The following is a 25211-nucleotide window of genomic DNA, read 5'->3' on the forward strand; positions in this document are numbered from 1 at the left end:
TTGTTTTTTCCGTATGTACATAAGGGGGACGACCTGTGACGATCTTAGCAAAAGCATGCACTTATTTTCTCTTTTCTTTTATCATCGGAACGGTTGTGATCAGCCTTGTCCCGATGCGCTACCGTCCGAGCCTATCTTATTCTAAAAAGTGGCTCGTACGTGCGCTCGTTCTCTTTTTGTTGCTTTCATTTGTTCCTGTACTACAGCTAGCGCTCTCTGTAGGAGAAGATGTAGGCATTTGGCAGGCGCTTAATGCTATTTTATTTACGTTTGCAATCGGAAAAGGATGGTTGTTTCTCGTTTTATTTACGAGTGTATTAATCGGGGTAGTTTCCTTTGGTAACATGGCTACTGATCGCTTTTTAGCAGGAATTGCAACGGTTCTTTGCTTAATGATCGTCGGTGCAGTCGGCTATTCTTCACACGCGGCATCGCTATCACCACAACAAGGTTTTATAGCGCAAAGTCTTCATTTTTTTGCTGTTACAAGCTGGCCGGGGATCTTGTTTGTTGTGAGCTGGTGCTCGCAAGGAAAAGAAGGATTACCTGCCTTTTTCCGTTGGTTTACACCGTTTGCTCTCGTATGTCTAGGTGTAACCGTTGGTGCAGGCATTTGGTTAATGTCATGGATTACACCACAGTATGTGAATGCGTGGATGATGAATTACGGTCAACTCTTACTAATGAAACATATTTTACTCGTAGTCGTCGTTTTTTACGCGCTCGTTAATACGGTGTTTGTAAGAGCTAAGCTAAAGAATGATACGTTTTCGCCCTTTCCGTGGTTGCGAGCTGAAAGCCTCGTGCTCATCGTCATCTTTTTCGTTACAGGAGCGATGAGCGAACAAGAACCGCCTCATCATGGAGAAAAGCTGATGACCGATGAAAAGCCATCTCCGCTATTTTCACAGTTTGCGTCGGTTGTACCAGTTGCTGGCAAGGCGCTTTCCTTACAGTGGAATGTCGAAATGGGCTTGTTTATGTTGTTAAGTGGTGTGTTTTTCGTGCTCTGTTATCAAGCTATGAAAAAAGATGTTCATTATGCTTTCGTGCTCTTGCTATCGCTCTGTGCTGGCGTATTATTGTATGTAAGTATGATGACTGCCGTTCATTAAGGAGGTATGTATGGTGATTGGACTATGGATTGCAGTTTTGTTGCTTCTCTTATTTGGATGGTGGAGCACGTATCGACCGTTTGGGAAGCGCCCTTCCAAAGATCGGAGCGCTCACTTTGAACGTTTACCCTATTATAAGGACGGTCGCTTTTTTAACGAAGAAGATGTTCCGCACAAAACGAGTTTAGCAGTGCAATTTTCTATTTTAAAAGAGTTTCTAAAAAAAGATGAAACACGCAAACCAAGTGAGCCACTTCCGATGGATTTGCCCGATTTTTCCCGCTTACAAGACAACGGGATTAAAGTGATTTGGTTTGGCCACTCTGCCTTTTATTTCGAAATGGCAGGTAAAACGTTTCTTGTAGATCCAATGTTTGGCCGCGCGCCCTCACCCTTTCAGCTTTTTGGAGGCAAACGCTATAGCCATACGCTTCCGTTTCAGTGGAGAGAGCTCCCGGCTGTAGATGTGATTATTCTTTCGCATGATCATTATGATCATTTAGATTATCGTTCTGTGCAGTTGTTAAAAGAAAAGACAAAGCACTGGCTTGTCCCCGCGGGTGTTGGCAGCCATTTAGAGAGATGGGGAATTTCATCACAAATCATTACCGAACGGTGTTGGTGGGAGCAATTGGAGTGGGAAGGTCTTACCTTGATCTGTACGCCTTCTCGTCACTTTTCTGGGCGGAATATCCACGATCGTAATAAAACACTATGGTGTTCGTGGGTAGTGATTTCAGAACAGCAGCGTTTTTTCTATAGTGGTGATGGTGGCTATGGGGCGCATTTTAAGCAAATTGGACAACGTTATGGTCCCTTTGATATTGCCATGATGGAATGCGGGCAGTATGATGAACGTTGGAAAACGGTACATATGTTACCTGAAGAAACAGTGACCGCTTGTTTAGATGTTAAGGGAGCGCGGCTTATTCCTGTTCATTGGGGCGCATTTACCTTATCGCTGCATGCTTGGCAGGATCCAATTGAACGCGTCACGAAAGCGGCTGAACGTCACCATGTACCGCTCATTACACCAAAAATTGGTGAAGCATGTGTGGTTGGCAAGCACGAGCCACATGAAGCGTGGTGGCAAACATAACGATAAAGGTCTCTCTAAAGAGGCCTTTTTTTGATCCAAAGAAAGGAATCTCGCATATAGTAGAGAGAGAGAAGTATAGTTTTTCTTTCGACAAGAAATGTCGAAATTTTTTTAATAATCTATTTCTGTGAAAAAAGTGGTATGATAAAAGCGCATACATTAAAGCGCATACATCATTGAAAGTTCAGATAATTCACATAGTGAAATACTGAGCTATAGGGGGAAAAGGATTATGGAACAGTTGATGAGGGATTTCTTTCTGTTTCTAGCAAAAAACAAAACAATGACAAAGCTCGCCAAAAAATATGGTTTACGTTTTGGGGCAAGTCGTTTTGTGGCAGGTGCTTCGCTAGATAGTTCAATTGCGGCGATTCGCAAATTAAATAGTAATGGCATGCCAGTAACAATCGATCATCTAGGCGAGTTTGTGGATAACGAACTAGAAGCGTTAGAAATGACGGAACATTGTATCGAGGCAATTCAAGCAATTGCTAAAGAAGGGGTAAACTCACAGCTATCGTTAAAACTAACGTCCATGGGTCTTGATATTAGTGACGAGCTTGTCATGGCAAACATGCGCAAGATTATGGAAGCGGCTACAAAGCACAACGTTTTCGTCACAATTGATATGGAGGACCACTCCCGTTGCGAAAAAACAATCGCTATTTTTAAACAACTTAAAAGCGAATTTCCAAATATCTCAACAGTCATCCAAGCGTATCTTTATCGTTCTTTAGATGACGTGAAAGACTTAAATGAATATCATCCGAATTTACGTCTCGTAAAAGGTGCTTACAAAGAACCTGCCGAAGTGGCGTTTCCAGAAAAGACCGATGTGGATGCTAACTATAAAAAACTCATTGAAACGCATTTATTAAATGGAAATTATACGGCCATTGCTACGCATGACGATGAGATTATTGCGTTTGTAAAAGAGTTTGTGAAAAACAATAATATTCCATTGGACCAATTTGAATTTCAAATGCTCTATGGCATTAAAGTAGATCGTCAAGAACAGCTCATGCAAGAAGGCTATAAAATGCGCATTTATGTACCTTATGGAAACGATTGGTACGGTTACTTTATGCGCCGTTTAGCAGAGCGCCCAGCAAACGTTATGTTTGTTTTAAAAGGTGTGTTCGGAAAATAACAAAGCAACGAGGCTGGGACATAAACAGCCTTCGCACATAAAAAATGGCTTCATCATCCGTTTCGGTGATCAAGCCATTTTTTCATGTCGCTCGTTTGTTTTATTTTAGATTATCTTGCGTATATAAGCAGCCATAGAATGCATGCACCAAAAATTGGAGTAAACGCCCACAGGAAGTCCATTCGCGCGCAGGAGGCTTCGATTCGCGCGCAGACCAGGTCCGTTCGCGCGCAGACGAGGTTCGTTCGCGCGCAGGAGCCCTTGATTCGCGCGCAGACGAGGTCCGTTCGCGCGCAGGAGCCTCCGATTCGCGCGCAGACGAGGTTCGTTCGCGCGCAGGAGCCCTTGATTCGCGCACAACCAAGTCAATTCCCCGCAGATGCTACGAAACAGAGGAAGTATTGTGTCCCAACTATAGCCTTTCATAGTGTCGCGCACAAGATCGAAGTGTTGATTTAAAAGGTTTTCGTCTCTTTTTGTTGTAAAGCTGTAAAGTCTAGCATATAATTTGAAGAAACTACCAAAATAGAGAGGCGTGTATTTATGGATGCAGATTTTTTAATTCCAGCGATTGGTGGCATTGTCGCGTTAGTTGCTGCCATTTGGTATTACGCGGCCATCGGTACGAGAATCTCGTCGCAAGAAAAAGAAGCCGGACGTGACCTTACGTATGAGACGAATCCGTTTACAGGTGATGCTGGCGTATCAAATGAAAGTAGTACAACAAAAGGAACTTCCTAGTATTTTAGTTAGGAGGTTCTTTTTTATGGATTAACCTCTCGCCAGAGTGTGACGAGTTGGGCAGCTATATCGTCTATGAGCTTTTGCTCTTTAAAATAATTCAAGTGAGCTAGCGGAGACCAGGATGTTAGAAGGTTCCCACAATTAATTTGCACATCCTTTTTCACCATTTTCTTATACACATCATTTAATGATTGTAGCGGAAAGGCGATAACATCATCTTGATCATAATAATTCAGCCAGCTACCTGATTGAATGTGAGGATAATGGTTTGCAAGCGCAGGAGAAGGAACCGAAATTGGGCGATCTAGCTCTTCATAACGTAACGTCCATAGCGAAAGCGGTGAACCCATCGTATAAAAGTTTACGAGCGTTTCGCCATTTTCAAGCGGTGTATTAGAGCGAATGGCACTAAGAGGAGGAGGAAGTTGTTGTCGTAAATATTGCAAATCATAAAAGTAATTGCTAGCAATAATTGTTCCAAGACTGTGAGATATAACAGTTAACGGTGCACTATCACCAGCCTTATCTCGCAAGTGTTGAAGACCGCGTGCTACTACTTCGTGTATGCGTTCATAGTTCGGATTACTGTGAGGATGAGATGCAGGTTGATAGGCGATAGCATCGCCAAGGAAGCGAATGACAAACTCTCGTAACGACCGGTAATGTAGCTTTGGAGCAGGCGCTAATGATTGCCATAAATCCTCTTCACGCGATTGCAAAACATCACCCCAAAAGACAGGCATGCATTCTAAAAGTGGTGTGTGTGGATGAGATTCATCCAATTGCTCGTGAAACGAACGTGTTAAGGATGTAATAAAGTCATCAGCATATGTTTCGTCTTGATTGCCGATGCCGTGCAGGATGAGAATAGCGAGTTTGATCAAGACAATCCCCTCCGTAATTTAACCAGTATTTCCCTCTATTTTACTACGAAAGATACAATTCTTAAAAGAGAGAAAATTCTTGGTTGTCAAAATTATTAAAATGGATTATGATGGGTATAGAACTAAATAGTAAAAACAGTCATTTATTTTTTGCCTTAAAAATGAATGAGCATTCATTCAATAGTCGGAGGAGGAAAAGATATGGCCATTTCCATTCAAAAGGCTGCAGTACTCGGGTCTGGTGTGATGGGGGCAGGTATTGCTGCACATCTAGCCAATGTAGGGATTCCTACGTTGCTTCTCGATATGGTCCCACGAGAATTAACAGACGCTGAAAAAGCAAAGGGTATTACAGAAGATCATCCCCTGTTTCGTAACCGTTTAACGAACGAAGCAAAAGCGCGCATGTTAAAACAAAAGCCAGCGCCGCTCACTGTAAAGAGTAACTTAGACTTAATTTCTACAGGTAACTTTACAGATGACATGGAGAAATTAAAAGACGTTGATTGGATCATTGAAGTCGTTGTTGAACGCCTTGATGTAAAACAACAAATTTTTGAGCAAGTGGAAAAGTATCGCAAGCACGATTCCATCGTAAGCTCGAATACATCAGGTATTTCCATCAATGCGATGGCAATGAATCGTTCTGAAAACTTTAAAGCGAATTTCTTAGGAACGCACTTTTTTAACCCACCACGTTATTTGAAATTGCTCGAGTTGATTCCAACGCAGGATACAAATCCTGAAATCGTAGCCTTTATGAAAACGTTTGGTGAAGATGTACTAGGTAAGGGCGTTGTTCTTGCCAAAGATACACCGAACTTTATTGCGAACCGAATCGGTACATACGGTCTCATGATTACGGTTCAAGAGATGATGAAGCAAGGCTACAGTGTTGGTGAAGTCGATTCTGTAACAGGACCACTCATCGGTCGTCCGAAAAGTGCAACGTTCCGAACACTGGATGTTGTTGGTCTCGATACATTCGTTCACGTAGCGAAAAACGTCTATGATCAAGTAGAAGGCAAAGAAAAAGAAATTTTTGATATCCCGCCATTCTTAAAAGAAATGGTTGATAAAGGCTGGATGGGAAGCAAATCTGGTCAAGGCTTTTATTTAAAACAAAAATCGGCAAAGGGTGCAGAAATTCTAGAGTTAAACCCAGAGACGATGGAATATAAACCGGTTCAAAAATTAAAAAGTGCTGCCGTTGCGCAAGCAAAACAATTGAAAACAACAGAGCAAAAAGTGAAAGCGCTTTTATATAGTAAAGACCGCGTAGGTGAAATGCTTTGGTCCATTATTAAACCAGTGCTTCTCTACTCTGCAGAAAAGTGTTATGAAATTGCTGATGATATTCATGCGATCGACCAAGCGATGAAATGGGGCTTTGGTTGGGAGCACGGACCGTTTGAGATTTGGGATGCGATTGGCGTTCAAGAATCCGTTAGCCGCATGAAAGAAGAAGGCGAAACGATTCCAGCATGGATCACAACGTTCCTTGAAGAAGGAAACACGTCGTTCTACAGCAAAGACAATGGCAACATTTCCTATTACCACCTCGGGCAATATGTGGCGGTCGTTGAAAATAAAAAGAACATTCACCTTTCTCTCTTAAAAGAAAAAGGAAATGTGATTGATAAAAATAGTGGCGCAAGTTTAATCGACCTTGGCGATGGCGTAGCGTGTCTAGAGTTTACGTCGCCAAACAACGCGCTTGGCTCTGACATTATTGCAATGCTGCATAAAGGGTTAGATGAAGTTGATAAGAACTACGAAGGACTTGTCATCGGAAATCAAGGGAAAAACTTCTGTGTTGGCGCAAACTTAATGTTAATTCTTATGGAAGCGCAAGATGATAACTTCTTTGAACTTGATATGATGGTTCGTCAATTCCAACAAGCGATGGCACGTATTCGTTACAGTGCGAAGCCAGTTGTTGCAGCGAACTTCGGAATGACGCTTGGTGGTGGTGTTGAAATTTCATTGCCAGCTGCAGAAGTTCAAATGTCGCAGGAAACGTATATGGGTCTTGTTGAAGTTGGTGTTGGTCTCATTCCGGGCGGCGGCGGAAACAAAGAGCTACTGCTTCGTCAAATGGAACGTTTACCAAAAGGAGTCGCGTTCGATCATCAAGCGGTTGTCAATAACGTATTCGAAACGATTGCAATGGCAAAAGTGTCAACATCAGCACATGAAGCAGCAAAACTTGGCTATCTTCGTCCGCAAGACGGGGTGTCTGTCAACGGTGACCACCTCTTACACGATGCGAAACAACGCGTGTTAGGTCTTGCGAAAAAAGGGTATGTTGCACCGAAACCTACGAAAATTCCAGTTGTCGGTGAAGCAGGTTATGCGACGCTTTCACTTGGAATTGAAACGATGGGCTTTGGCGGTTACATTTCTGAACACGATAAGAAAATTGCGAAAAAACTTGCTTTCGTCTTAGCGGGCGGTCGCGTACCAGCAGGCACACTCGTAGATGAACAATATTTACTCGATCTTGAGCGTGAAGCATTCTTAAGTCTTGCAGGAGAAGCAAAATCTCAAGCAAGAATGCAACACATGTTAACGAAAGGCAAACCGTTACGTAACTAAAGGAGGGGAAACGTATGCTTAGAGATGCTGTCATTGTTGCAGGTGCGCGTACACCTGTCGGAAAAGCAAAAAAAGGATCATTTGCACAAATGCGTTCAGATGAACTCGCTGCGATTACGATTAAAGAAACTTTAAAACGCGCGGGTGGTTATGATGGTCCGATCGATGATTTAATTATGGGCTGTGCTATTCCAGAAGCAGAACAAGGTATGAACATGGCGCGGTTGATCGGTGCACGAGCAGGACTTCCTAATACGGTTCCTGCCATTACAATCAATCGTTTCTGTTCATCAGGTCTACAAAGTATTGCGTATGGTGCCGAGAAAATTATGCTCGGTCATGCAGAAGCTGTGCTAGCAGGTGGCGCTGAATCAATGAGTTTACTGCCGATGGAAGGACATAACATTCGTCCGAATCCAGAGCTTGTTGAAACCGTTCCTCAATACTATATGGGCATGGGGTATACAGCAGAAGAAGTAGCGCGTCGTTTTGGCGTATCGCGTGAAGACCAAGATGCGTTTGCTGTTCGCAGTCATATGAATGCAGCGCGCGCAATTCAAGAAGGACGTTTCAAAGACGAAATCGTTCCGGTTCCTGTTATTCGTCGCACACTTGGCTCAGATCATAAAGTCAAAGAAACAGAATTTCTTGTGGATACGGACGAAGGCGTTCGTGCGAACACATCAATGGAAGGTTTAGCAAAACTACGTCCGGTCTTTTCAGTAAAAGGTTCGGTGACAGCAGGTAACGCATCACAAACGAGTGATGGCGCTGCATCCGTTCTTTTAATGGATCGTGAAAAAGCGTTGGCAGAAGGCCTCTCACCACTGTTGAAGTTTAGAAGCTTTGCAGTAGCAGGTGTCGCGCCAGAAATTATGGGCGTAGGTCCAGTCGCGGCTATTCCGAAAGCGCTTAAATTAGCGGGTCTAGAATTATCTGACATTGGATTGTTTGAGTTGAATGAAGCATTTGCATCGCAAGCGGTGCAAGTGATGCGTGAACTGAAGCTTCCAGAAGATAAAGTAAATGTCAATGGTGGCGCGATTGCTCTTGGACATCCGCTTGGCTGTTCAGGCGCAAAACTAACGCTAACATTGCTTCATGAAATGAAACGTCGCGGCGAGCAATTTGGTGTTGTCACGATGTGTATCGGTGGCGGAATGGGCGCTGCTGGTGTCTTTGAACTTGTAGGTTAATTTCAATTAGGAGGGAATTAGCATGTCAAATACAATGGAAAAAGTTTTTAAAGGCGGAAGCTTTTTAATTGAGGATATTGAAGCAGCAGATATGTTTACACCGGAGGATTTCACAGAAGAGCATTTAATGATTGCGAAAACAACAGAAGATTACGTGTTGAAAGAAGTTGTACCACAGCTTGATAAATTAGAAGATCATCAGTTTGATGTTTCTGTAGACCTTCTCAAAAAAGCGGGCGATCTTGGCCTTCTTGGTGTTGATGTACCGGAAGAATACGGCGGTTTAGGACTTGATAAAATTTCTTCTTCCTTGATTACAGAAAAGTTTGCGCGCGCGCGTGGTTTCTCGATTAGCCATGGAGCACACGTAGGTATTGGTTCATTGCCAATCGTTCTTTTCGGTAACGAAGACCAAAAGCAACGCTACTTACCCGATCTAGCATCTGGTGCAAGACTTGCGGCGTATGCACTAACAGAGCCAGGATCAGGTTCAGATGCACTTGGTGCGAAAACGACGGCAAAGTTAAATGCTGAAGGCACGCACTACGTATTAAATGGTGAAAAACAATGGATTACAAACTCGGCATTTGCTGACGTATTCGTTGTATATGCTAAAGTAGACGGCGAGCATTTCTCAGCATTTATCGTGGAACGTAACTATAAAGGTGTATCAACTGGACCAGAAGAAAAGAAAATGGGGATTAAATCTTCCTCTACACGTACATTGATTCTTGAAGATGTTCACGTTCCTAAAGAAAATCTTCTTGGCGAAATCGGTCGTGGTCATGTAATCGCCTTTAACATTCTAAACATCGGTCGCTATAAATTAGCAATTGGCTGTATGGGTGGAGCAAAACGCAGCATTGAAGTGTCTGCAAAATATGCAAATGAGCGTCAGCAGTTTAAGAAAAGTATTGGTTCGTTCCCACTGATTCAAGAAAAGCTTGCAAACATGGCTTCGCAAACGTATGCAGCAGAAAGCTCTGTATACCGTACAGCTGGCTTGTTCGAATCTCGTCTAGGTCAATTAAGCGAAGAAGAGCAAAAAGACGGTTTACAAATCGGAAAATCCATTGCAGAATACGCAATTGAATGTTCTCTTAATAAATTCTTCGCTTCAGAAGTACTTGCATATGTAGCAGATGAAGCGGTTCAAATTCACGGAGGCTACGGCTTCATGAGTGAATATGAAGTAGAAGGCGCGTACCGCGATGCACGTATTCACCGTATTTTCGAAGGAACAAATGAAATTAACCGCTTGCTTGTACCAGGTACACTCGTTCGTAAAGCGATGAAAGGTGAGCTTCCACTCGTTGAAAAAGCAACCGCTCTTCAAAACGAACTAATGATGATGATGCCACAAGAAATAGGTACAGAGGCACTCGATCAAGAGAAATACCTCGTAAGTATGGCGAAAAAAGTCATCCTTATGGTTGCAGGTCTTGTTGTTCAAAAGTACGGTCAAAAACTTGAAAATGAGCAAGAAGTACTAGCGAACCTTGCAGATATGATTAGTGAGCTATATGCGATGGAATCAACGGTTCTTCGTACAGAAAAAGCGTTTAATCGCACTGGGGCAGAGCGCCATACACAAAAATTGTTGATGACAGAAGTATTCTGTCAAGAAGCCTTTAACCGTATTGAAGCACATGCAAAAGAGTCGATTATTGCTGTAGAAGAAGGCGATACACTTCGTATGATGTTATCAGCTCTTCGCAAATTAACGCGTCATACACCAATTAATGTTATTAAGAAAAAACGTGAAATTGCAACGGTAGTATTAGAAGAAGAACGTTACGTTCTATAAGCAACCGCAAAAAAACAATAAACCCCGCCCAAGTATTTAAAACTCTCTCGCATGACCTCGGTGTAAAACGCCGAGGTCATTTTTACACTTGAAAAAGAAAGCGCTTTTTTGTTTGGTTTTAGGTTTACCTGGCTACACTATTTTGTGGTACTATGGAAGAGAAGAGGTGAAAGAAATGAGCATCACGTTTTATCAATATCCAAAGTGCGGGACGTGTCAAAAAGCAAAGAAATGGTTAGAAGCGAACCATATTACGTTTGAATCCGTACATATTGTGGAAAATCCTCCTTCAAAAGAGGAATTACAGCAGCTCGTTGCTTTAAGTGGTCTAGACATGAAGAAGTTCTTTAATACGAGCGGTATGAAATATCGCGAGTTAGGCTTAAAGGACAAACTAAAAAGTGCAAGTGAAGATGAAATGTTAGACTGGTTAGCTTCTGATGGGATGCTAATTAAGCGACCAATCGTAACAGATGGAGAAAACGTTACCGTTGGATTTAAAGAAGAAACATTTGAACAGCAGTGGAAAAAGTAAAATAGTTGCTTAACTATAATAAATTTAATATTATAGTTATTATAAATTATAGAAAGCTGGAGGGATCACACAATGAATTTTCCAAAAGATTTACGTTATTCTGAAGAACATGAGTGGGTAAAAGTTGAAGAGGGCAATACAGTAAGAATTGGGATTACTGATTTTGCACAAGACGAGCTAGGCGATATCGTATTTGTGGAGCTTCCAGAAGTAGGCGATGACATTTCCGCAGACGAGCCATTTGGTAGCGTTGAATCTGTAAAAACAGTGTCTGAGCTTTACGCACCAATCTCAGGTAAAGTCGTTGCTATTAACGAAGACCTAGATGATAGCCCAGAGCTTGTTAATGAATCTGCTTACGAAAAAGCTTGGATGATCGTCGTTGAAGTATCTGATACGGCAGAAATCGATAAGTTAATGACAGCAGAGCAATATGAGGAAATGACAAAAGAGGACTAAACATTTTTCCGACGGCATAAGAATTGAACAGTATATTCTATGCGGAAGGAAGTGGCATCCTTGGATCAATCCTTGAAGAAGCATGATATTACGTCAAAAGTATATGGCAAAATGGAAGCCGGGCATCTTGCTTTCTTTCATTGTGGAAAACGAATTGGGCGTATGCACTTCACGGATCAAGGAACGCACTATGCTATGATGGAAGGATTCGTCTTTGAAGGCGATAAATTTTATCAATTATACAAGAATGTTATAATCGACTCTAAGGCGCGTACATAACTAGCCTTCGTTACGAGATCTCCATTATCTGTAGATGATGGGGGTCTTTTTTATTTTTTTTAAATTTATTAACAAATGGTGGAGGATTCTAATAAAATAAAGGGTATTATAGTTAATAACTTCGAAATGTCCCTAAAAATGAGTTCGTATTCCTTGTTTCAGTTCATATAGGAGAGATGAAGGATGGATAAAGTTATTATTGTTGAAGGCAAATCGGATAAAGAAAAGCTCATTTCTATTTTAAAGGAGCCTGTTGATATTATTTGTACAAATGGCACACTTGGATTTTCAAAGTTAGAAGAGCTTGCTATTGAGATAGAGGATCGCGATGTGTATATTTTAGTGGATGCAGATGAAGCGGGAGCAAAATTGCGTAAGATGCTTCAAAGAGAACTACCGAATGCCGAACATTTGTATACGCATAAAATGTACCGTGAAGTAGCCAAAACCCCGCTTATGTATTTAGCGAATATTCTTTTGGGCGCTCGTTTTCTTGTGAAAAAAGAATGCTTAGGATCATGAACGCTCCCCTCTTTTTGGATTATGTGCTCACAATCGTGTAAAATGGAGAGAAAGAGAACAACTACATGGAGTGGGATTATGAAGCACATAGCGAGAGAAGAAATCGGGCAACTCATTCAACAATCCAATGAAGAAACAGTCGCTTTATATATACAAACACCGCTTTGCGGCACATGTAAGGTAGGCAAGCGCATGGTTGATCTTGCGCTTACGGTATATGAAGCAGAACATCCATCACCGCAACTCGGTGCTTGTAACTTAAATGAAGTGCCAGAGCTTGCTGAAACGTACAGCATTACGAGTGTACCGTGTTTGCTTTTTATTAAAAGAGGCATTGCCGTTAAACAAATGTACGCGATGAAATCGGTCGATTATTTGTATGAAAACATGAAAAATTACTTTTAAAAGCCTGAAATTCGGGCTTTTATTTTTTTAGGGGGTATTTTTTAAAAGGAAATGATGGGTGTAGTGGTAAAATGAAACAGAAATATGTTAAAGGGTTTACAGCATGAAAAAGCTGGAATTTACATAACAATACGTAGATTAAGGCACGTATTGCAAGAATTGTGCCTATCACTTTCGAAAACGTTCTAACAAAAGAGATAATTGTTATTTATAAATCATGACAAAAAGATTACAATTGTTATAAGAAGCGTAATATTGTTATACAACTGTATCCTACAAAACAGCAAATCAATGGTATAAATGTATAGGAGAGCTTGATTATTGTTTGCTCCTATTAGCAATTGGGTATAAAGACCTGAAGAGAGAATTTATACCTACATTAGCGAAAATAACAACCTGGATTCAAGAGGTGAATTTATGTCTACTACATTTGTACCGAACATGCCAAACCATACGACATTAGGAAATATTGAAGATAAAGTAATGAAAATTCAAAAAGGTAATCAAGATTCCCTGCGAAATGAATTGATTGAAGCGTATCAGCCATTCATTAAAAAAGTAACCTCCAAAGTGTGTAGTCAATATATTGACCGTACGATGGATGAGTTTAGCGTCGGATTATATGCCTTTAACGAAGCGATTGATCAATATCAAGAAGGCCAAGGAAGCCGTTTCTTATCGTTTGCTGATATGGTTATTCGTCGTCGTGTCATTGACTTTATTCGTAAAGAAGTAAGGCAAAATCGCTTAATCTATTTGCAGCCTGATGAAGAAGATGAAGAAGGTCGCATTGAAGATAGCTATGCAGAACAAAAAGCAGCGATGGATCACTATGAAGAGAAGATCCAAGCAGAAAACCGCGTATATGAAATTGAAGAATATCAAAAGCTTCTTAAAGATTTTGGTTTGAACTTCAAAGTATTAAGTAAACACTGTCCGAAGCATGTAGATGCACGTGAAAATGCAAAAGAAATTGCACGTCTTCTTGTCGAAAATAAAGAATGGTCCTCATTTTTGATGGAAAAAAAGCAACTTCCAATAAAAGATTTACTAAACATGGTCTCTTGCAGTCGTAAAACGATAGAGAGAAATCGAAAGTATATAATAGCGGTATCGCTAATCTACTTAGGTGACTTTAAAGCGTTAAAGTCTTATATTCAGCCTTAATCAAGGGGAAGTTAAACGGTTGTAATTAATTGGAAGCTTGTATCATCTATTTCTTATCCTATTTTTTCTTCGCTTCCGGCCATTAATTACGATACGAAGCAGATCCTTCGCCTAGCAGGAGGGATATGTGGAATGCAACATGGTATTTTATTGGAAGTTAAGAAAGGAAAGGCAACTCTTTTAACAAAGGATGGTTGCTTTGTAACGGTGAAAGTTCCGCGTGGAGCTCATCCGGTCGTCGGTATGGAATATAAAATTTCAAGAGAAAGAAGCCGATTTTGTAAAGTGTTCTTGCCTTCTCTTTCAATCTTATTAGGGGCATTGCTTATATACGTCATTCTATCTGGAATGATTCCATTCGGTCGTAACGAAGCACCTGTTGCGGCCGTTCCCCATTTCTCCTTACAAGCTGTTCAAACAGTAATGATGCACGCTGGAATTCTTCACGTTGCGTGAAATCCGTCGTTCATAGAAGGAAACTGTCGAACAGTTCATCAAGGAATTATATGTTTTCTCCCGAACTTTAGTAGTAATGACTATTGTGAGGGGGATTTTTTTTATGGACAATCATGATTGGGCAACAAAGCTACAATCAACTCCGTGCCTCCAGCCGCTTTTAAATCGCGATTTAGTGCAAATTACGTGCCATAATGAGACATTACATGTAACCTTTATGAATAAGCTAACGCATAAGAAGCGTCTGATCTCCATTTCCGGAAAGCACACAGACTTGCTTGCCCTTTTAAACGGTCACTGTCGCCTTGGGACATTGATTACAGAGCAACGCGTCGTCTATGAAGGATCTTATCGAGATCAGCTTAAAACGGAATCTCTGCTCTATTTAAATCATGAACGATAAAACAGAAAATTTGTTGACATGGTCATACTTCAATGATATGATTCATATCATATTTGAGAAGTTTTATTTCAAAAGTAACCAAAAATCAAATAACACTTATCACGAGTGGTGGAGGGACTGGCCCGATGAAACCCGGCAACCGTTAAGCTTTTGCTTAAAATGGTGCCAATTCCTGCAAAGCAATGTCTTTGGGAGATGAGTTGACTGACATATAAATTTCTTTATGTCCTTCTGCTCATGATAAGCAGAAGGGCATTTTTTATTACACAGAGGGAAAGGAAGCATTCACGTTGATTACATTAAACGCAGTTCGTAAAGTCTTTCAAACGAGAAATGGACCTGTTCAAGCTGTCGATGATATATCGTTACGCATCGAACAAGGTGAGATCTTCGGCATTATCGGTTATAGTGGTGCCGGTAAAAGTACACTCATTCGCATGTTAAATATGCTAGAGCGTCCAAGTACAGGTACGGTTAGTGTAGCTGGGCAGGATTTAGCGGCTTTAAGCAACAAGGCGTTACGCAAAGCGCGCCAAGAAATTAGTATGATTTTTCAACACTTTAACTTGTTATGGTCGCGTACGGTAGCGGAGAATATATCTTTTCCGTTAGAGATTGCTGGCGTATCAAAAGAAGAGCGTAAGAAAAGAGTCGCAGAATTAATTACACTCGTCGGTCTTGAAGGGAGAGGCGACTCTTACCCATCTCAGCTAAGTGGTGGGCAAAAGCAACGTGTCGGGATCGCGCGAGCGCTTGCGAACAATCCAAAAGTTTTACTATGTGATGAAGCCACTTCTGCACTTGATCCGAAAACAACGGATAGCATCTTAAACCTCTTAGTTGAAATTAATAAAAAGCTCGGTTTAACGATCGTATTAATTACGCATGAAATGAACGTCATTCGTAAAATTTGTCATCGAGTAGCGGTGATGGAAAACGGTAAAGTTGTTGAGCAAGGTCCTGTATTAGAACTATTTAAGCGACCGAAGCAACTCATTACAAAAGACTTCTTAAAGCAAGTCGTTGAGCCGGAAGAAACGACCGATATGATTAAGCAATTGGCTAAAGCGAAGCCTGAAAGCAAAATTATTCAACTGAAATTCATTGGTGGGCATGCAGAAGAACCAATCATTACAAGTGTTATTCGTTCCTTTGATGTGTCTGTAAACATCTTGCAAGGTAATGTGTCACAAACACAAAATGGACCGTATGGCACGCTATTCATTCAGCTACAAGGGGAATACTCAGAAATAGAGCGTGCGGTAGCCTTTATGCATGAGCAGCAAGTCGAAGTGGAGGTGATGGCATATGCTGACTAATTTATTTCCGCATGTTGAGTGGGATGCCATCTTAGATGCCACGTATGAAACGCTTTATATGTCGGCCGTTACGATTTTGGCGACATTTATTCTCGGTCTGATTCTCGGACTCGTTCTCTTTTTAACAGGAAAAGGAAACATGTGGCAAAATCGCTTTTTTAATGGCATTATTGCAGCGGTCATTAACGTGTTTCGTTCCATTCCCTTTATTATTTTAATTATTCTGTTGCTGCCATTTACGAATGCGATTGTAGGTGACATTATTGGTGCAGATGCTGCTCTCCCGGCACTCATTATCGGGGCGGCACCGTTTTATGCGCGCATGGTTGAAATTGGCCTTCGTGAAGTGGATCGTGGTGTTATTGAAGCCGCGCGATCTATGGGAGCAGGCGCAGGGCAAATTATTTTTAAAGTATTAATACCAGAAAGTTTACCAGCCTTAATTTCGGGCATAACGGTCACTGGGATCGCCATTATCGGCTATACCGCAATGGCGGGTATTGTTGGCGCAGGTGGACTTGGTAATATGGCCTATTTACAAGGATTCCAACGAGATCAAACGGATGTTACGTTCGTAGCGACCGTCATCATACTAGTGATTGTGTTTGTGATCCAAATTATTGGAGATACTGTTACACGTCGCTTAGATAAACGCTAACTAATAGGAGGAATGAGAGTGAAGAAGGTAGTAACGATTGCATTGGTATTATTGTTAACAGCAGCACTTGCTGCGTGTGGCGGCAGTAAAGATGGTAAGATTGCAGATGATAAGATTAAAGTAGGTGCTTCTAACGTCCCTCATGCGGAAATTTTAGAAGCTGCCAAACCACTGCTAAAGAAAAAAGGAATTGATCTAGAAATTACAACGTTCCAAGATTATGTTTTACCTAACAAAGCACTTGCACAAAAGAAAATTGATGCTAACTATTTTCAACACATTCCATATTTAGAACAAGCGATGAAAGATCATAAAGATTATAAATTCGTCAATGCAGGGAAAATTCACCTTGAACCGATGGGTGTGTATTCTAAAAAATACAAATCGTTAAAAGAATTACCAGAAGGTGCAACCGTCATTATGAGCAATAATATTGCTGAACAAGGTCGCATGCTCATGTTGCTTGAAAAAGGTGGGCTCATTAAGCTTAAAGCGGGTAAAGGTGTAAAAGCAACGTTAAAAGATGTTGCCGAAAATCCGAAGCATATTAAATTTAAAGCAAATGTGGATCCAGGCTTATTGCCAAAAGTGTACAAAAACGAGTCTGGCGATGCGGTTATCATTAATACGAACTATGCAATTGATGCGGGCTTAACACCGAAAAAAGATGCAATTGTATTAGAAGGTTCAGAATCACCATTTGCGAATATTATTACTGTTCGTAAAGGCGATCAAAAGGCAAAAGCGGTTAAAGCACTTGTTGAAGTGTTACACTCTAAAGAAATTCAAGATTTCATTAAAGATAAATACAAAGGTGCTGTATTACCTGCGAAATAAGCCGTTGAAGAAAAGCTTACATCTACGTGATGTAGGCTTTTTTTGCTGATTTAGGAAAATTAACCAGATCAGTAGGGGAATAGACCTGCCGTAAAGTAGCCCCATTAAGAGACGAGAACTATTGTACTGTTTTATTTTTGCCGTATTTAAGGAACATGCTCTATATACAGCGAAGATTGTGCTTTTGTATAGTATGATGTAATCGCTTTATCACCAAGGAGGAACTCAGGATGAAGAACACTTCGAAATGGATGGTGTCGGCATGCGCATTGGCGCTAACGTTTGCACTACCACTATCAAGTAACACTGCACAGGCAGCCGCCAAACAAAATGGAACGATGATGCAATACTTTGAATGGTACATACCTAATGATGGTCAACAATGGAACCGTCTAAAAGACGATGCGAACCATCTAGCGGACATTGGCATATCCGCAGTCTGGATTCCCCCAGCATACAAAGGAACCTCACAAGAAGATGTGGGCTATGGTGCCTATGACTTATACGATTTAGGGGAATTTAATCAAAAAGGAACGGTTCGTACGAAATACGGTACGAAAGAACAGCTGCAAGCAGCCGTCTCCGCACTTCACGGCAAAGGAGTTAACGTTTATGGTGATGTGGTTATGAATCATAAAGGCGGCGCTGATCGTACGGAAGAAGTGAATGCAGTAGAGGTGAACCCTGATAATCGCAATCAAGAAACGTCAGGTGAATACAAAATTAAGGCGTGGACGGGCTTTGATTTTGACGGTCGAAAAGGAAAGTACAGCGATTTTAAATGGGGCTGGCAACATTTTAACGGCACAGATTGGGATGAAGAGAAGAAGATAAAGCGTATTTATAAATTTCGCAGTACGGGAAAAGCATGGGATGAAGAAGTGTCTCACGAGTTTGGCAATTACGATTACTTAATGTATGCCGATATCGATTATGATCATCCTGACGTTGTAAAGGAAATGAAAAAATGGGGCAATTGGTACGCAAAAGAATTGAATTTAGATGGCTTTCGAATGGATGCGGTGAAGCATATAAAATTTTCCTTCTTAAAAGATTGGGTGAATGACGTTCGCTCCCAATCTGGCAAGGAAATGTTTACCGTCGCTGAATATTGGCAAAATGATCTAGGGGCCATTGAAAACTACTTAAATAAAACCGGCAATCAATCTGCTTTTGATGTGCCATTACACTATCAATTTCAAGCAGCTTCCTCTTCCAATGGCAACTTTGATATGGGGAAATTAGGAGAAGGAACGCTTGTGAAAAGCCGTCCTGACAAAGCGGTAACCTTTGTCGAAAATCATGATACACAGCCAGGGCAAGCACTAGAATCCTCGGTACAAGCTTGGTTTAAGCCACAAGCATATACGTATATTTTAACGAGAGACGCTGGCTATCCGGACGTTTTTTACGGCGATCTTTATGGTACGAAAGGTTCTTCAGGTCGAGAAGTACCTGCGCTACAAAAAAAGCTTGAACCGCTATTAAAAGTACGGAAAGAGTTAGCGTATGGTAAACAACACGATTATTTTGATGATCATAATATAGTCGGCTGGACGCGTGAAGGTGACAGCGAGCATGGCAAGTCAGGACTCGCTTCTGTCATTACAGATGGTAAAGGCGGCACAAAGAAAATGTTTGTTGGTACTCAACATGCTAAGCAAGAATGGTATGACATAACCGGCAATGCTACAAAGACAGTTACGATTGATGGAGACGGTAACGGTGAGTTTTCAGTTGGCGATGGCTCGTATGCTGTCTATGTACAAAAGTAAAGCTAGCAGCCCCCTCCGTTATTGAAGGGGGCTTTTTACTATGATCCTTGAACGAGCGTAAGAACCGTGATTTCTGGACGACACGCGAAGCGCACAGGAAGATGTGTCGTGCCGAGGCCGCGATTCGTATATAAAAACTTTGGCTCTGATGGATGTTGATAAAGGCCACTATGAAAGGCTTTTCCAAGTTTGGATGTTACGAGTGGACCGTAAAATGGTACACATACTTGCCCACCGTGACTATGGCCGGAAAGCTGAAGACTAATGTTATACTTCATGCTTACTTTAAAATAATCAGGTTCATGAGCAAGCAAGATGGTGCAGCTTTCATCGGGAATGCCGTCCAAGGCTTTTTCAATGTCGGCGGTACCTTCAAGATAGTCATCTAGTCCGGCAAGATAGAGAGTATCTTCGCCGCGGTCGATGTGTGTATGCTCGTTCACTAAACATGTAAACTGCGCTTCTTGTAATAACGAAATTCGCTCATCGTCTGGTGCTAAATAGTCGTGATTTCCCCAAACGGCAAATTTTCCGTAAGGTGCAGAAAGCTCCTGAAAATAAGGAATGCATTTCCTCGCCGCTTTAATGGAGCGAGCTGAATTAATAAAGTCACCTGTAAAAACAATAAGATCAGGTTTTTGTGCTGAAATGGCTGCAACAATCTTTTTAACATGACGAGCTTTCACTTGATAGCCAATATGCAAATCACTGATATGTACGATGGTAAAAGAGTGAAAGGCTTTCGGTAATATTGGAAGCGGCACGGTCACTTTCTTTATGTCATACCAATGCGGCTCGATGCACGTAGCATAAACGAGTGCTGCTCCCGCAACACCTGCTAGTGCCCCGGTGGCTATTCCGCCTTTACGCCATGATGAATTCATACGATGTTTGCTCCTTTCCCTTTTCTTCTATCAGTATATTCTTATTGTGAAAAAGAAGTAAGAAATAAGTGTCGTTTTCGGATAAAAACATACCTCGGCGTCATACTAAAGAAGATCATTACAATCGTAGGAGGAAACCAATCATGGAACAACAATCAACCAATGCGCATTTAATTCGCTATAAAGAAGGACTTGGGAAATATACAGAGCATATGCCAGAGCTTGCGCATTCCTTTAATGAATTTACACGCAATTGTTTTAAAGCAGGCGAAGTGAGTGAAAAGCAAAAGCAATTGATTGCACTGGGCATTAGCATTTATTCACAAGATGAATATTGCATCATTTATCATACAAAAGGTAGCCTTGATCAAGGTGCAACCCCGAATGAAGTGTTAGAAACGGTAGGAGTGGCAGCAGCCTTTGGTGGCGGGGCAGCCATGAGCCAAGGAGTGACGCTCGTTCAAGAATGTATCGAGCAATTTAATAAACCGATGCATTAATGAGATCGTGCTCTCTCTTGGAGCATGTAGGAGGAAAGAGGAGGATCTATCGCCTATTTATTCCACTTACTGCTGTAGGAAGATGACGCTTGTTATATGGTGCTGTATGCCAATTGCTGGTGAGCTTGTCCTTCTGTTACGATACAAGAGTTGTAGCGTTCAAGCAAAAACGGAAAGGATGATTCATTATTCACCAGATTAAAACGAATCATACAGCGGAAATGGAGAAAGCGCTTCATAAAGCACACGGCATTGGGTTTGCAGAGTACGAGCGAAGTCTCACCAAGCGAATTGACGTTGAAGTAGAACGCCAAAAAGAGTATGTAAAAAGCTTAGAAATATCACATGAAATGCAGCGGAAAATTTTATAGTATAATAAAGAAAGAATCAGCATTCGACAAAAGGAGTGCTGATTTTTTATTTCAATACGGTCTACCGGTTGAAGATAAAATAAATTTGTTATAATATTAGAATGAGAATAAATTGAGAATGGGAATAGGAAACGATTTTCATTCTTGTTCACATTAACAATATATTTCACGAGAAATATGAGATGGAGGTCATTTTTATGTCTACACCAAATTTAAAGATTGAAAACCTACGTGTTTCGATTGAAGACAAAGAAATCATCAAAGGTCTGAACCTTGAAATAAATGGTGGCGAAATCCACGCAATCATGGGGCCAAACGGTACAGGGAAATCAACGCTTTCCTCTGCACTTATGGGACATCCGAAATACGAAGTAACAGAAGGTACGGCAACAATGAACGGTGAAGATCTACTTGATATGGAAGTAGACGAGCGTGCGAAGTCTGGTCTCTTCTTGGCAATGCAATACCCAAGTGAAGTAAGCGGTATTACGAACGCAGATTTCCTACGTTCAGCAGTTAACGCACGTCGTGAAGAAGGCGATGAAGTTTCTCTTATGAAATTTATTCGTGAGCTTGATAAAAAAATGGACGTTCTTGAAATGGATAACGCGTTTGCACACCGTTATTTAAATGAAGGATTCTCTGGTGGAGAAAAGAAACGTAATGAAATCCTTCAATTAATGATGATTCAACCGAAAATTGCGATTCTTGATGAAATCGATTCAGGTCTTGATATCGATGCATTGAAAGTCGTTGCAAAAGGTGTAAATGAAATGAGAAGCAATGACTTTGGTTGCTTAATCATCACGCATTACCAACGTCTACTAAACTACATTACACCTGATAAAGTACACGTAATGATGCAAGGACGTATTGTGAAATCTGGCGGCCCTGAATTGGCTCAGCGTCTTGAAGCTGAAGGCTATGACTGGATTAAAGAAGAGCTTGGAATCGAAGACGAAACTGTAGGCCAAGAAGCGTAAGCAAGTTAGGAGGGTTTGTCCATGTCAGTAGAAACTTCTTTTAAATATGACAAAGAATACGTAACAAAGTTCTCACAAAGCCGTCAAGAACCACAATGGCTGTTAGAGCTTCGTGTAAAGGCAGCAGAGCTTGTGAATCAGCTTCCAATGCCAAAACCAGATAAAACAAAAATCGATAAATGGAACCTTACAGAATTTAACCACGTGAGTGCAGCAAATGTTACAGCAGGTGGAGAGCTTCCTGAGAAGGTTCAAGCGTTAATGCCAGAAGGAGAGCAAGCTGGTAACTTGCTTGTTATCCAAAATGGCCAAACGGTTCATGTATCCCTTACTGAAGAGCTTGCTGCTCAAGGTGTGATTTTTACGGATCTTGCGACAGCAGTTGAAAAGCATGGTGAGCTTGTACAAGCATACTTCATGAAAGAGGGCGTTGCTGTTGATGAGCATAAGCTTACAGCACTTCATGCAGCGCTAGTAAGCAATGGCGCCTTCCTATACGTTCCAAAAAACGTTGAAGTAAGTGCACCACTGCAAGCGATTTACTACAGCGACGATGCAAGCGTTGGACTTGTGAATCATGTGATTATCGCAGCAGAAGATAACAGCTCTGTCACGTATGTAGAAAACTATCTTTCTACAACAGGTGAAGAAGAAGCGGTTGCGAATATCGTTTCAGAAGTATTTGCTGGTGCTGGTGCGAAAGTTGTGTACGGAGCGGTTGATAATCTTGCAAAAGGAACAACAACGTACGTAAACCGTCGTGGTCGTGTTGGGCGTGATGCACGCATTGAGTGGGCGCTCGGTCAGCTAAATGACGGCAACACGGTATCTGATAACACCACACACCTTGTCGGTGATGGTTCGTTTGCTGATACAAAAACAGTGAACATCGGTAAAGAAAACCAAAAGCAAAATTTCGTAGCACAAATTTTCCATCATGGTAAAAATTCAGAAGGCTACATCTTAACACACGGTGTGATGAAAGATGAAGCTACCTCTATTTTTAACGGCATTACAAAAATTGAGTACGGCGCAACGAAATCAAATGGTGAGCAAACAGAACGCGTGTTAATGCTTAGTGAAAAAGCACGTGGCGATGCGAATCCAATTCTATTGATTGATGAAGATGACGTGACAGCAGGACACGCCGCTTCCGTTGGTCGTATTGATCCGATTCAATTATTCTACTTAATGAGTCGCGGAATTTCTAAGGCAGAAGCAGAACGCTTAATCATTCACGGGTTCTTAGGACCAGTTGTGAAAGAAATGCCATTAGAATCTGTGAAAAACCGTTTAGTAGAGGTTATTGAAAGGAAAGTTAGATAATGAACGCACATGAAGTAAGAAAGCTGTTTCCAATCCTGCATCAGGAAGTCAATGGAAAACCGCTTGTTTACTTAGATAGCGGTGCGACTTCCCAAAAGCCAGCTTCCGTTATTGAGGCGGTTGACGCGTATTATCGTGGCTACAACTCGAACGTTCATCGGGGCGTGCATACGCTCGGAACGCGAGCGACGGATGGGTATGAAGGGGCGCGCGAGAAAGTGCGAGCGTTCATTAACGCCAAATCAACACAAGAAATCATTTTTACAAGAGGGACAACAACGTCCATTAATACAGTTGCTGCTAGCTACGGACTTACGAACGTAAGTGAAGGTGACGAAATTGTCATTACGCCAATGGAGCATCATAGTAACATTATCCCTTGGCAACAAGTGGCGAAGAAAACGGGTGCCACGTTAAAGTACATTCCGCTTCAAGCAGACGGTACGATTGCGCTTGCTGATGTGGAAGAAACGATTACCGAACGTACGAAAATCGTATCTGTGATGCACGTTTCTAACGTGCTTGGTACGATTAATCCGGTGAAAGAAATTGCGGCAATTGCGCATCGCCATGGCGCGATTATGGTCGTCGATGGTGCGCAAAGTACCCCTCATATGAAGGTGGACGTTCAAGATTTAGATTGTGACTTTTTTGCTTTTTCTTCTCATAAAATGTGCGGTCCAACAGGAATCGGTGTACTTTATGGAAAAAAAGCATTGCTAAATGCAATGGAGCCGGTTGAATTCGGTGGAGAGATGATCGACTTTGTTGATTTATACGAATCCACGTGGAAAGAACTACCTTGGAAATTTGAAGGTGGTACACCGATTATTGCAGGTGCAATTGGTCTTGGAGCAGCGATTGATTTCCTCGAGGAGATCGGTCTGGATGAGATTGAAAAGCATGAGCATGAATTGGCACACTATGCGATGGAGCAATTATCAGAAGTAGACGGCATTACCATTTACGGACCGAAAGAACGTGCTGGTATTATTACGTTTAACATTGACGATGTTCATCCGCATGATGTTGCGACCGTGTTGGATGCAGAAGGAATTGCGGTTCGCGCCGGTCATCACTGTGCACAGCCATTGATGAAATGGCTCAATGTCTCAGCGACAGCGCGCGCAAGCTTTTATTTATACAACACGAAAGAAGAGATCGATACTTTTGTTAAAGGATTGGTCACAACAAAGGAGTATTTCGGCCATGTCTTCTAATTTAGATCAGCTTTATCGTCAGGTCATTATGGATCATTACAAAAACCCTCGTAACAAAGGGACACTTGCAGATGATGCTGTAACGATTAACATGAATAACCCGACGTGTGGGGATCGCATTCAACTTCATTTGAAAGTAGAAGACGGAAAAATTGCAGAGGCGAAATTTGACGGCGAAGGCTGTTCCATTTCACTTGCTTCTGCTAGCATGATGACGCAATCGGTTAAAGGATTGTCCGTCGATGATGCGATTAAGCTTGCTCATGTGTTTTATGAGATGATGCTTGGTAAAGAATATGATGAAGAGGCGCTTGATCTTGGTGATATTGAAGCACTACAAGGCGTTTCTAAGTTCCCTGCACGCATTAAATGTGCGACACTAGCTTGGAAAGCAATGGAAAAGGGTGTCGGACAAAACGAAGCAGAGTAATAGGGAGGAAGACGAAGGGTTCGTCTCCTTGTTTTCCTATTGTGCTATGCTACAATAAGAATGATCGTGCTCTTGCACTACGGGTAGAT

Annotated in this window: 28 protein-coding genes and 1 riboswitch; of the genes, 25 read left to right on the forward strand and 3 right to left on the reverse strand. The window is 41.6% G+C overall.

The features are described 5' to 3' along the window. Positions 1-35 precede the first annotated feature (35 nt). The 3 genes from A374_RS02730 (at position 36) to A374_RS02740 (ending at position 3364) form a co-directional block, all read left to right on the forward strand. Positions 36-1115: a copper resistance D family protein gene (locus A374_RS02730; protein WP_007200647.1), complete on the forward strand. Its 1080-nt coding sequence runs from the start codon at positions 36-38 to the stop codon at positions 1113-1115. A gap of 10 nt (positions 1116-1125) precedes the next feature. Next, the gene (locus A374_RS02735; protein WP_007200648.1) at positions 1126-2214 is read left to right on the forward strand and encodes an MBL fold metallo-hydrolase; all 1089 of its coding nucleotides are present in this window, start codon (positions 1126-1128) and stop codon (positions 2212-2214) included. A 232-nt stretch (positions 2215-2446) separates the two neighbouring features. Further along, a complete protein-coding gene (locus tag A374_RS02740) occupies positions 2447-3364 on the forward strand; it encodes a proline dehydrogenase family protein (RefSeq protein WP_007200649.1) in 918 nt (305 codons plus the stop codon). A gap of 105 nt (positions 3365-3469) precedes the next feature. Here the strand turns inward: A374_RS02740 and A374_RS20450 are convergent, their stop codons facing one another. Further along, positions 3470-3724, reverse strand: coding sequence for a hypothetical protein (locus A374_RS20450; protein ID WP_156793108.1), 255 nt, complete (start codon positions 3722-3724; stop codon positions 3470-3472). A 183-nt stretch (positions 3725-3907) separates the two neighbouring features. On the opposite strand from A374_RS20450, the gene A374_RS02750 reads away from it, so the two are divergent. Beyond that, positions 3908-4105: a hypothetical protein gene (locus A374_RS02750; RefSeq protein WP_007200651.1), complete on the forward strand. Its 198-nt coding sequence runs from the start codon at positions 3908-3910 to the stop codon at positions 4103-4105. A gap of 23 nt (positions 4106-4128) precedes the next feature. Here A374_RS02750 and A374_RS02755 read toward each other — a convergent pair whose 3' ends face one another. Further along, positions 4129-4992, reverse strand: coding sequence for a hypothetical protein (locus A374_RS02755; protein ID WP_007200652.1), 864 nt, complete (start codon positions 4990-4992; stop codon positions 4129-4131). Positions 4993-5193: 201 nt separating this feature from the next. Between A374_RS02755 and A374_RS02760 the strand changes: the two genes are divergently transcribed. The 15 genes from A374_RS02760 to amyS all read left to right on the forward strand — a co-directional run bounded on the left by A374_RS02760 (position 5194) and on the right by amyS (position 19408). Then, entirely contained in the window at positions 5194-7590 is a 2397-nt protein-coding gene (locus A374_RS02760; RefSeq protein WP_007200653.1) for a 3-hydroxyacyl-CoA dehydrogenase/enoyl-CoA hydratase family protein, read from the forward strand. A gap of 14 nt (positions 7591-7604) precedes the next feature. After that, positions 7605-8786 carry an acetyl-CoA C-acetyltransferase gene (locus A374_RS02765; RefSeq protein ID WP_007200654.1) on the forward strand — a complete coding sequence of 394 codons (1182 nt, stop codon included), beginning with the start codon at positions 7605-7607 and terminating at the stop codon, positions 8784-8786. 22 nt (positions 8787-8808) lie between these two features. Further along, positions 8809-10593 (forward strand): acyl-CoA dehydrogenase family protein, encoded by a 1785-nt coding sequence (locus A374_RS02770; protein ID WP_007200655.1) that lies wholly within the window; start codon positions 8809-8811, stop codon positions 10591-10593. A gap of 175 nt (positions 10594-10768) precedes the next feature. Then, entirely contained in the window at positions 10769-11128 is a 360-nt protein-coding gene (locus A374_RS02775) for an arsenate reductase family protein (protein ID WP_007200656.1), read from the forward strand. 72 nt (positions 11129-11200) lie between these two features. Then, positions 11201-11587 (forward strand): glycine cleavage system protein GcvH, encoded by a 387-nt coding sequence (gcvH, locus tag A374_RS02780; protein ID WP_007200657.1) that lies wholly within the window; start codon positions 11201-11203, stop codon positions 11585-11587. A gap of 60 nt (positions 11588-11647) precedes the next feature. Beyond that, positions 11648-11866, forward strand: a complete 219-nt coding sequence (locus tag A374_RS02785) for a DUF2553 family protein (protein WP_007200658.1) — start codon at positions 11648-11650, stop codon at positions 11864-11866. 183 nt (positions 11867-12049) lie between these two features. After that, the gene (locus A374_RS02790) at positions 12050-12388 is read left to right on the forward strand and encodes a toprim domain-containing protein (RefSeq protein WP_007200659.1); all 339 of its coding nucleotides are present in this window, start codon (positions 12050-12052) and stop codon (positions 12386-12388) included. 78 nt (positions 12389-12466) lie between these two features. Further along, entirely contained in the window at positions 12467-12793 is a 327-nt protein-coding gene (locus A374_RS02795) for a thioredoxin family protein (protein WP_007200660.1), read from the forward strand. Between the two features lie 417 nt (positions 12794-13210). Further along, a complete protein-coding gene (gene sigI, locus A374_RS02800; protein ID WP_007200661.1) occupies positions 13211-13960 on the forward strand; it encodes an RNA polymerase sigma-I factor in 750 nt (249 codons plus the stop codon). Positions 13961-14092: 132 nt separating this feature from the next. Then, positions 14093-14416: an anti-sigma factor domain-containing protein gene (locus A374_RS02805; RefSeq protein WP_007200662.1), complete on the forward strand. Its 324-nt coding sequence runs from the start codon at positions 14093-14095 to the stop codon at positions 14414-14416. A gap of 103 nt (positions 14417-14519) precedes the next feature. Further along, positions 14520-14819 (forward strand): hypothetical protein, encoded by a 300-nt coding sequence (locus A374_RS02810; protein ID WP_007200663.1) that lies wholly within the window; start codon positions 14520-14522, stop codon positions 14817-14819. 93 nt (positions 14820-14912) lie between these two features. Beyond that, positions 14913-15021: riboswitch (SAM riboswitch) on the forward strand. Between the two features lie 88 nt (positions 15022-15109). Then, on the forward strand, positions 15110-16138 hold the full coding sequence (locus A374_RS02815) for a methionine ABC transporter ATP-binding protein (RefSeq protein ID WP_007200664.1): 1029 nt from the start codon (positions 15110-15112) through the stop codon (positions 16136-16138). Further along, complete coding sequence (locus tag A374_RS02820; RefSeq protein WP_007200665.1) at positions 16128-16796, forward strand: methionine ABC transporter permease; 669 nt, start codon at positions 16128-16130, stop codon at positions 16794-16796. The genes A374_RS02815 and A374_RS02820 overlap by 11 nt, the downstream gene beginning before the upstream one ends. Positions 16797-16814: 18 nt before the next feature. Next, positions 16815-17633, forward strand: coding sequence for a methionine ABC transporter substrate-binding lipoprotein MetQ (metQ, locus tag A374_RS02825; protein ID WP_007200666.1), 819 nt, complete (start codon positions 16815-16817; stop codon positions 17631-17633). Positions 17634-17863: 230 nt separating this feature from the next. Continuing rightward, a complete protein-coding gene (gene amyS, locus A374_RS02830) occupies positions 17864-19408 on the forward strand; it encodes an alpha-amylase (protein WP_007200667.1) in 1545 nt (514 codons plus the stop codon). A 38-nt stretch (positions 19409-19446) separates the two neighbouring features. On the opposite strand, the gene A374_RS02835 is transcribed toward amyS, so the two are convergent. After that, positions 19447-20292: a metallophosphoesterase gene (locus tag A374_RS02835; RefSeq protein WP_007200668.1), complete on the reverse strand. Its 846-nt coding sequence runs from the start codon at positions 20290-20292 to the stop codon at positions 19447-19449. Positions 20293-20435: 143 nt separating this feature from the next. Between A374_RS02835 and A374_RS02840 the strand changes: the two genes are divergently transcribed. The 6 genes from A374_RS02840 (at position 20436) to sufU (ending at position 25122) form a co-directional block, all read left to right on the forward strand. Next, positions 20436-20792 carry a carboxymuconolactone decarboxylase family protein gene (locus A374_RS02840; RefSeq protein WP_007200669.1) on the forward strand — a complete coding sequence of 119 codons (357 nt, stop codon included), beginning with the start codon at positions 20436-20438 and terminating at the stop codon, positions 20790-20792. Positions 20793-21013: 221 nt separating this feature from the next. Further along, positions 21014-21163, forward strand: coding sequence for a YuzK family famiily protein (locus A374_RS21550; RefSeq protein WP_007200670.1), 150 nt, complete (start codon positions 21014-21016; stop codon positions 21161-21163). A 197-nt stretch (positions 21164-21360) separates the two neighbouring features. Continuing rightward, on the forward strand, positions 21361-22146 hold the full coding sequence (gene sufC / locus A374_RS02845) for a Fe-S cluster assembly ATPase SufC (RefSeq protein ID WP_007200671.1): 786 nt from the start codon (positions 21361-21363) through the stop codon (positions 22144-22146). A 21-nt stretch (positions 22147-22167) separates the two neighbouring features. Continuing rightward, positions 22168-23472, forward strand: a complete 1305-nt coding sequence (gene sufD, locus A374_RS02850; RefSeq protein ID WP_007200672.1) for a Fe-S cluster assembly protein SufD — start codon at positions 22168-22170, stop codon at positions 23470-23472. After that, entirely contained in the window at positions 23472-24692 is a 1221-nt protein-coding gene (locus A374_RS02855; RefSeq protein ID WP_007200673.1) for a cysteine desulfurase, read from the forward strand. The genes sufD and A374_RS02855 overlap by 1 nt, the downstream gene beginning before the upstream one ends. Further along, positions 24682-25122, forward strand: coding sequence for a Fe-S cluster assembly sulfur transfer protein SufU (sufU, locus tag A374_RS02860; RefSeq protein WP_007200674.1), 441 nt, complete (start codon positions 24682-24684; stop codon positions 25120-25122). Before A374_RS02855 ends, sufU begins: the two co-directional genes overlap by 11 nt. Positions 25123-25211: the final 89 nt, after the last annotated feature.

It is taken from the genome of Fictibacillus macauensis ZFHKF-1, assembly GCF_000269865.1.
Lineage (GTDB): Bacteria > Bacillota > Bacilli > Bacillales > Fictibacillaceae > Fictibacillus_C > Fictibacillus_C macauensis.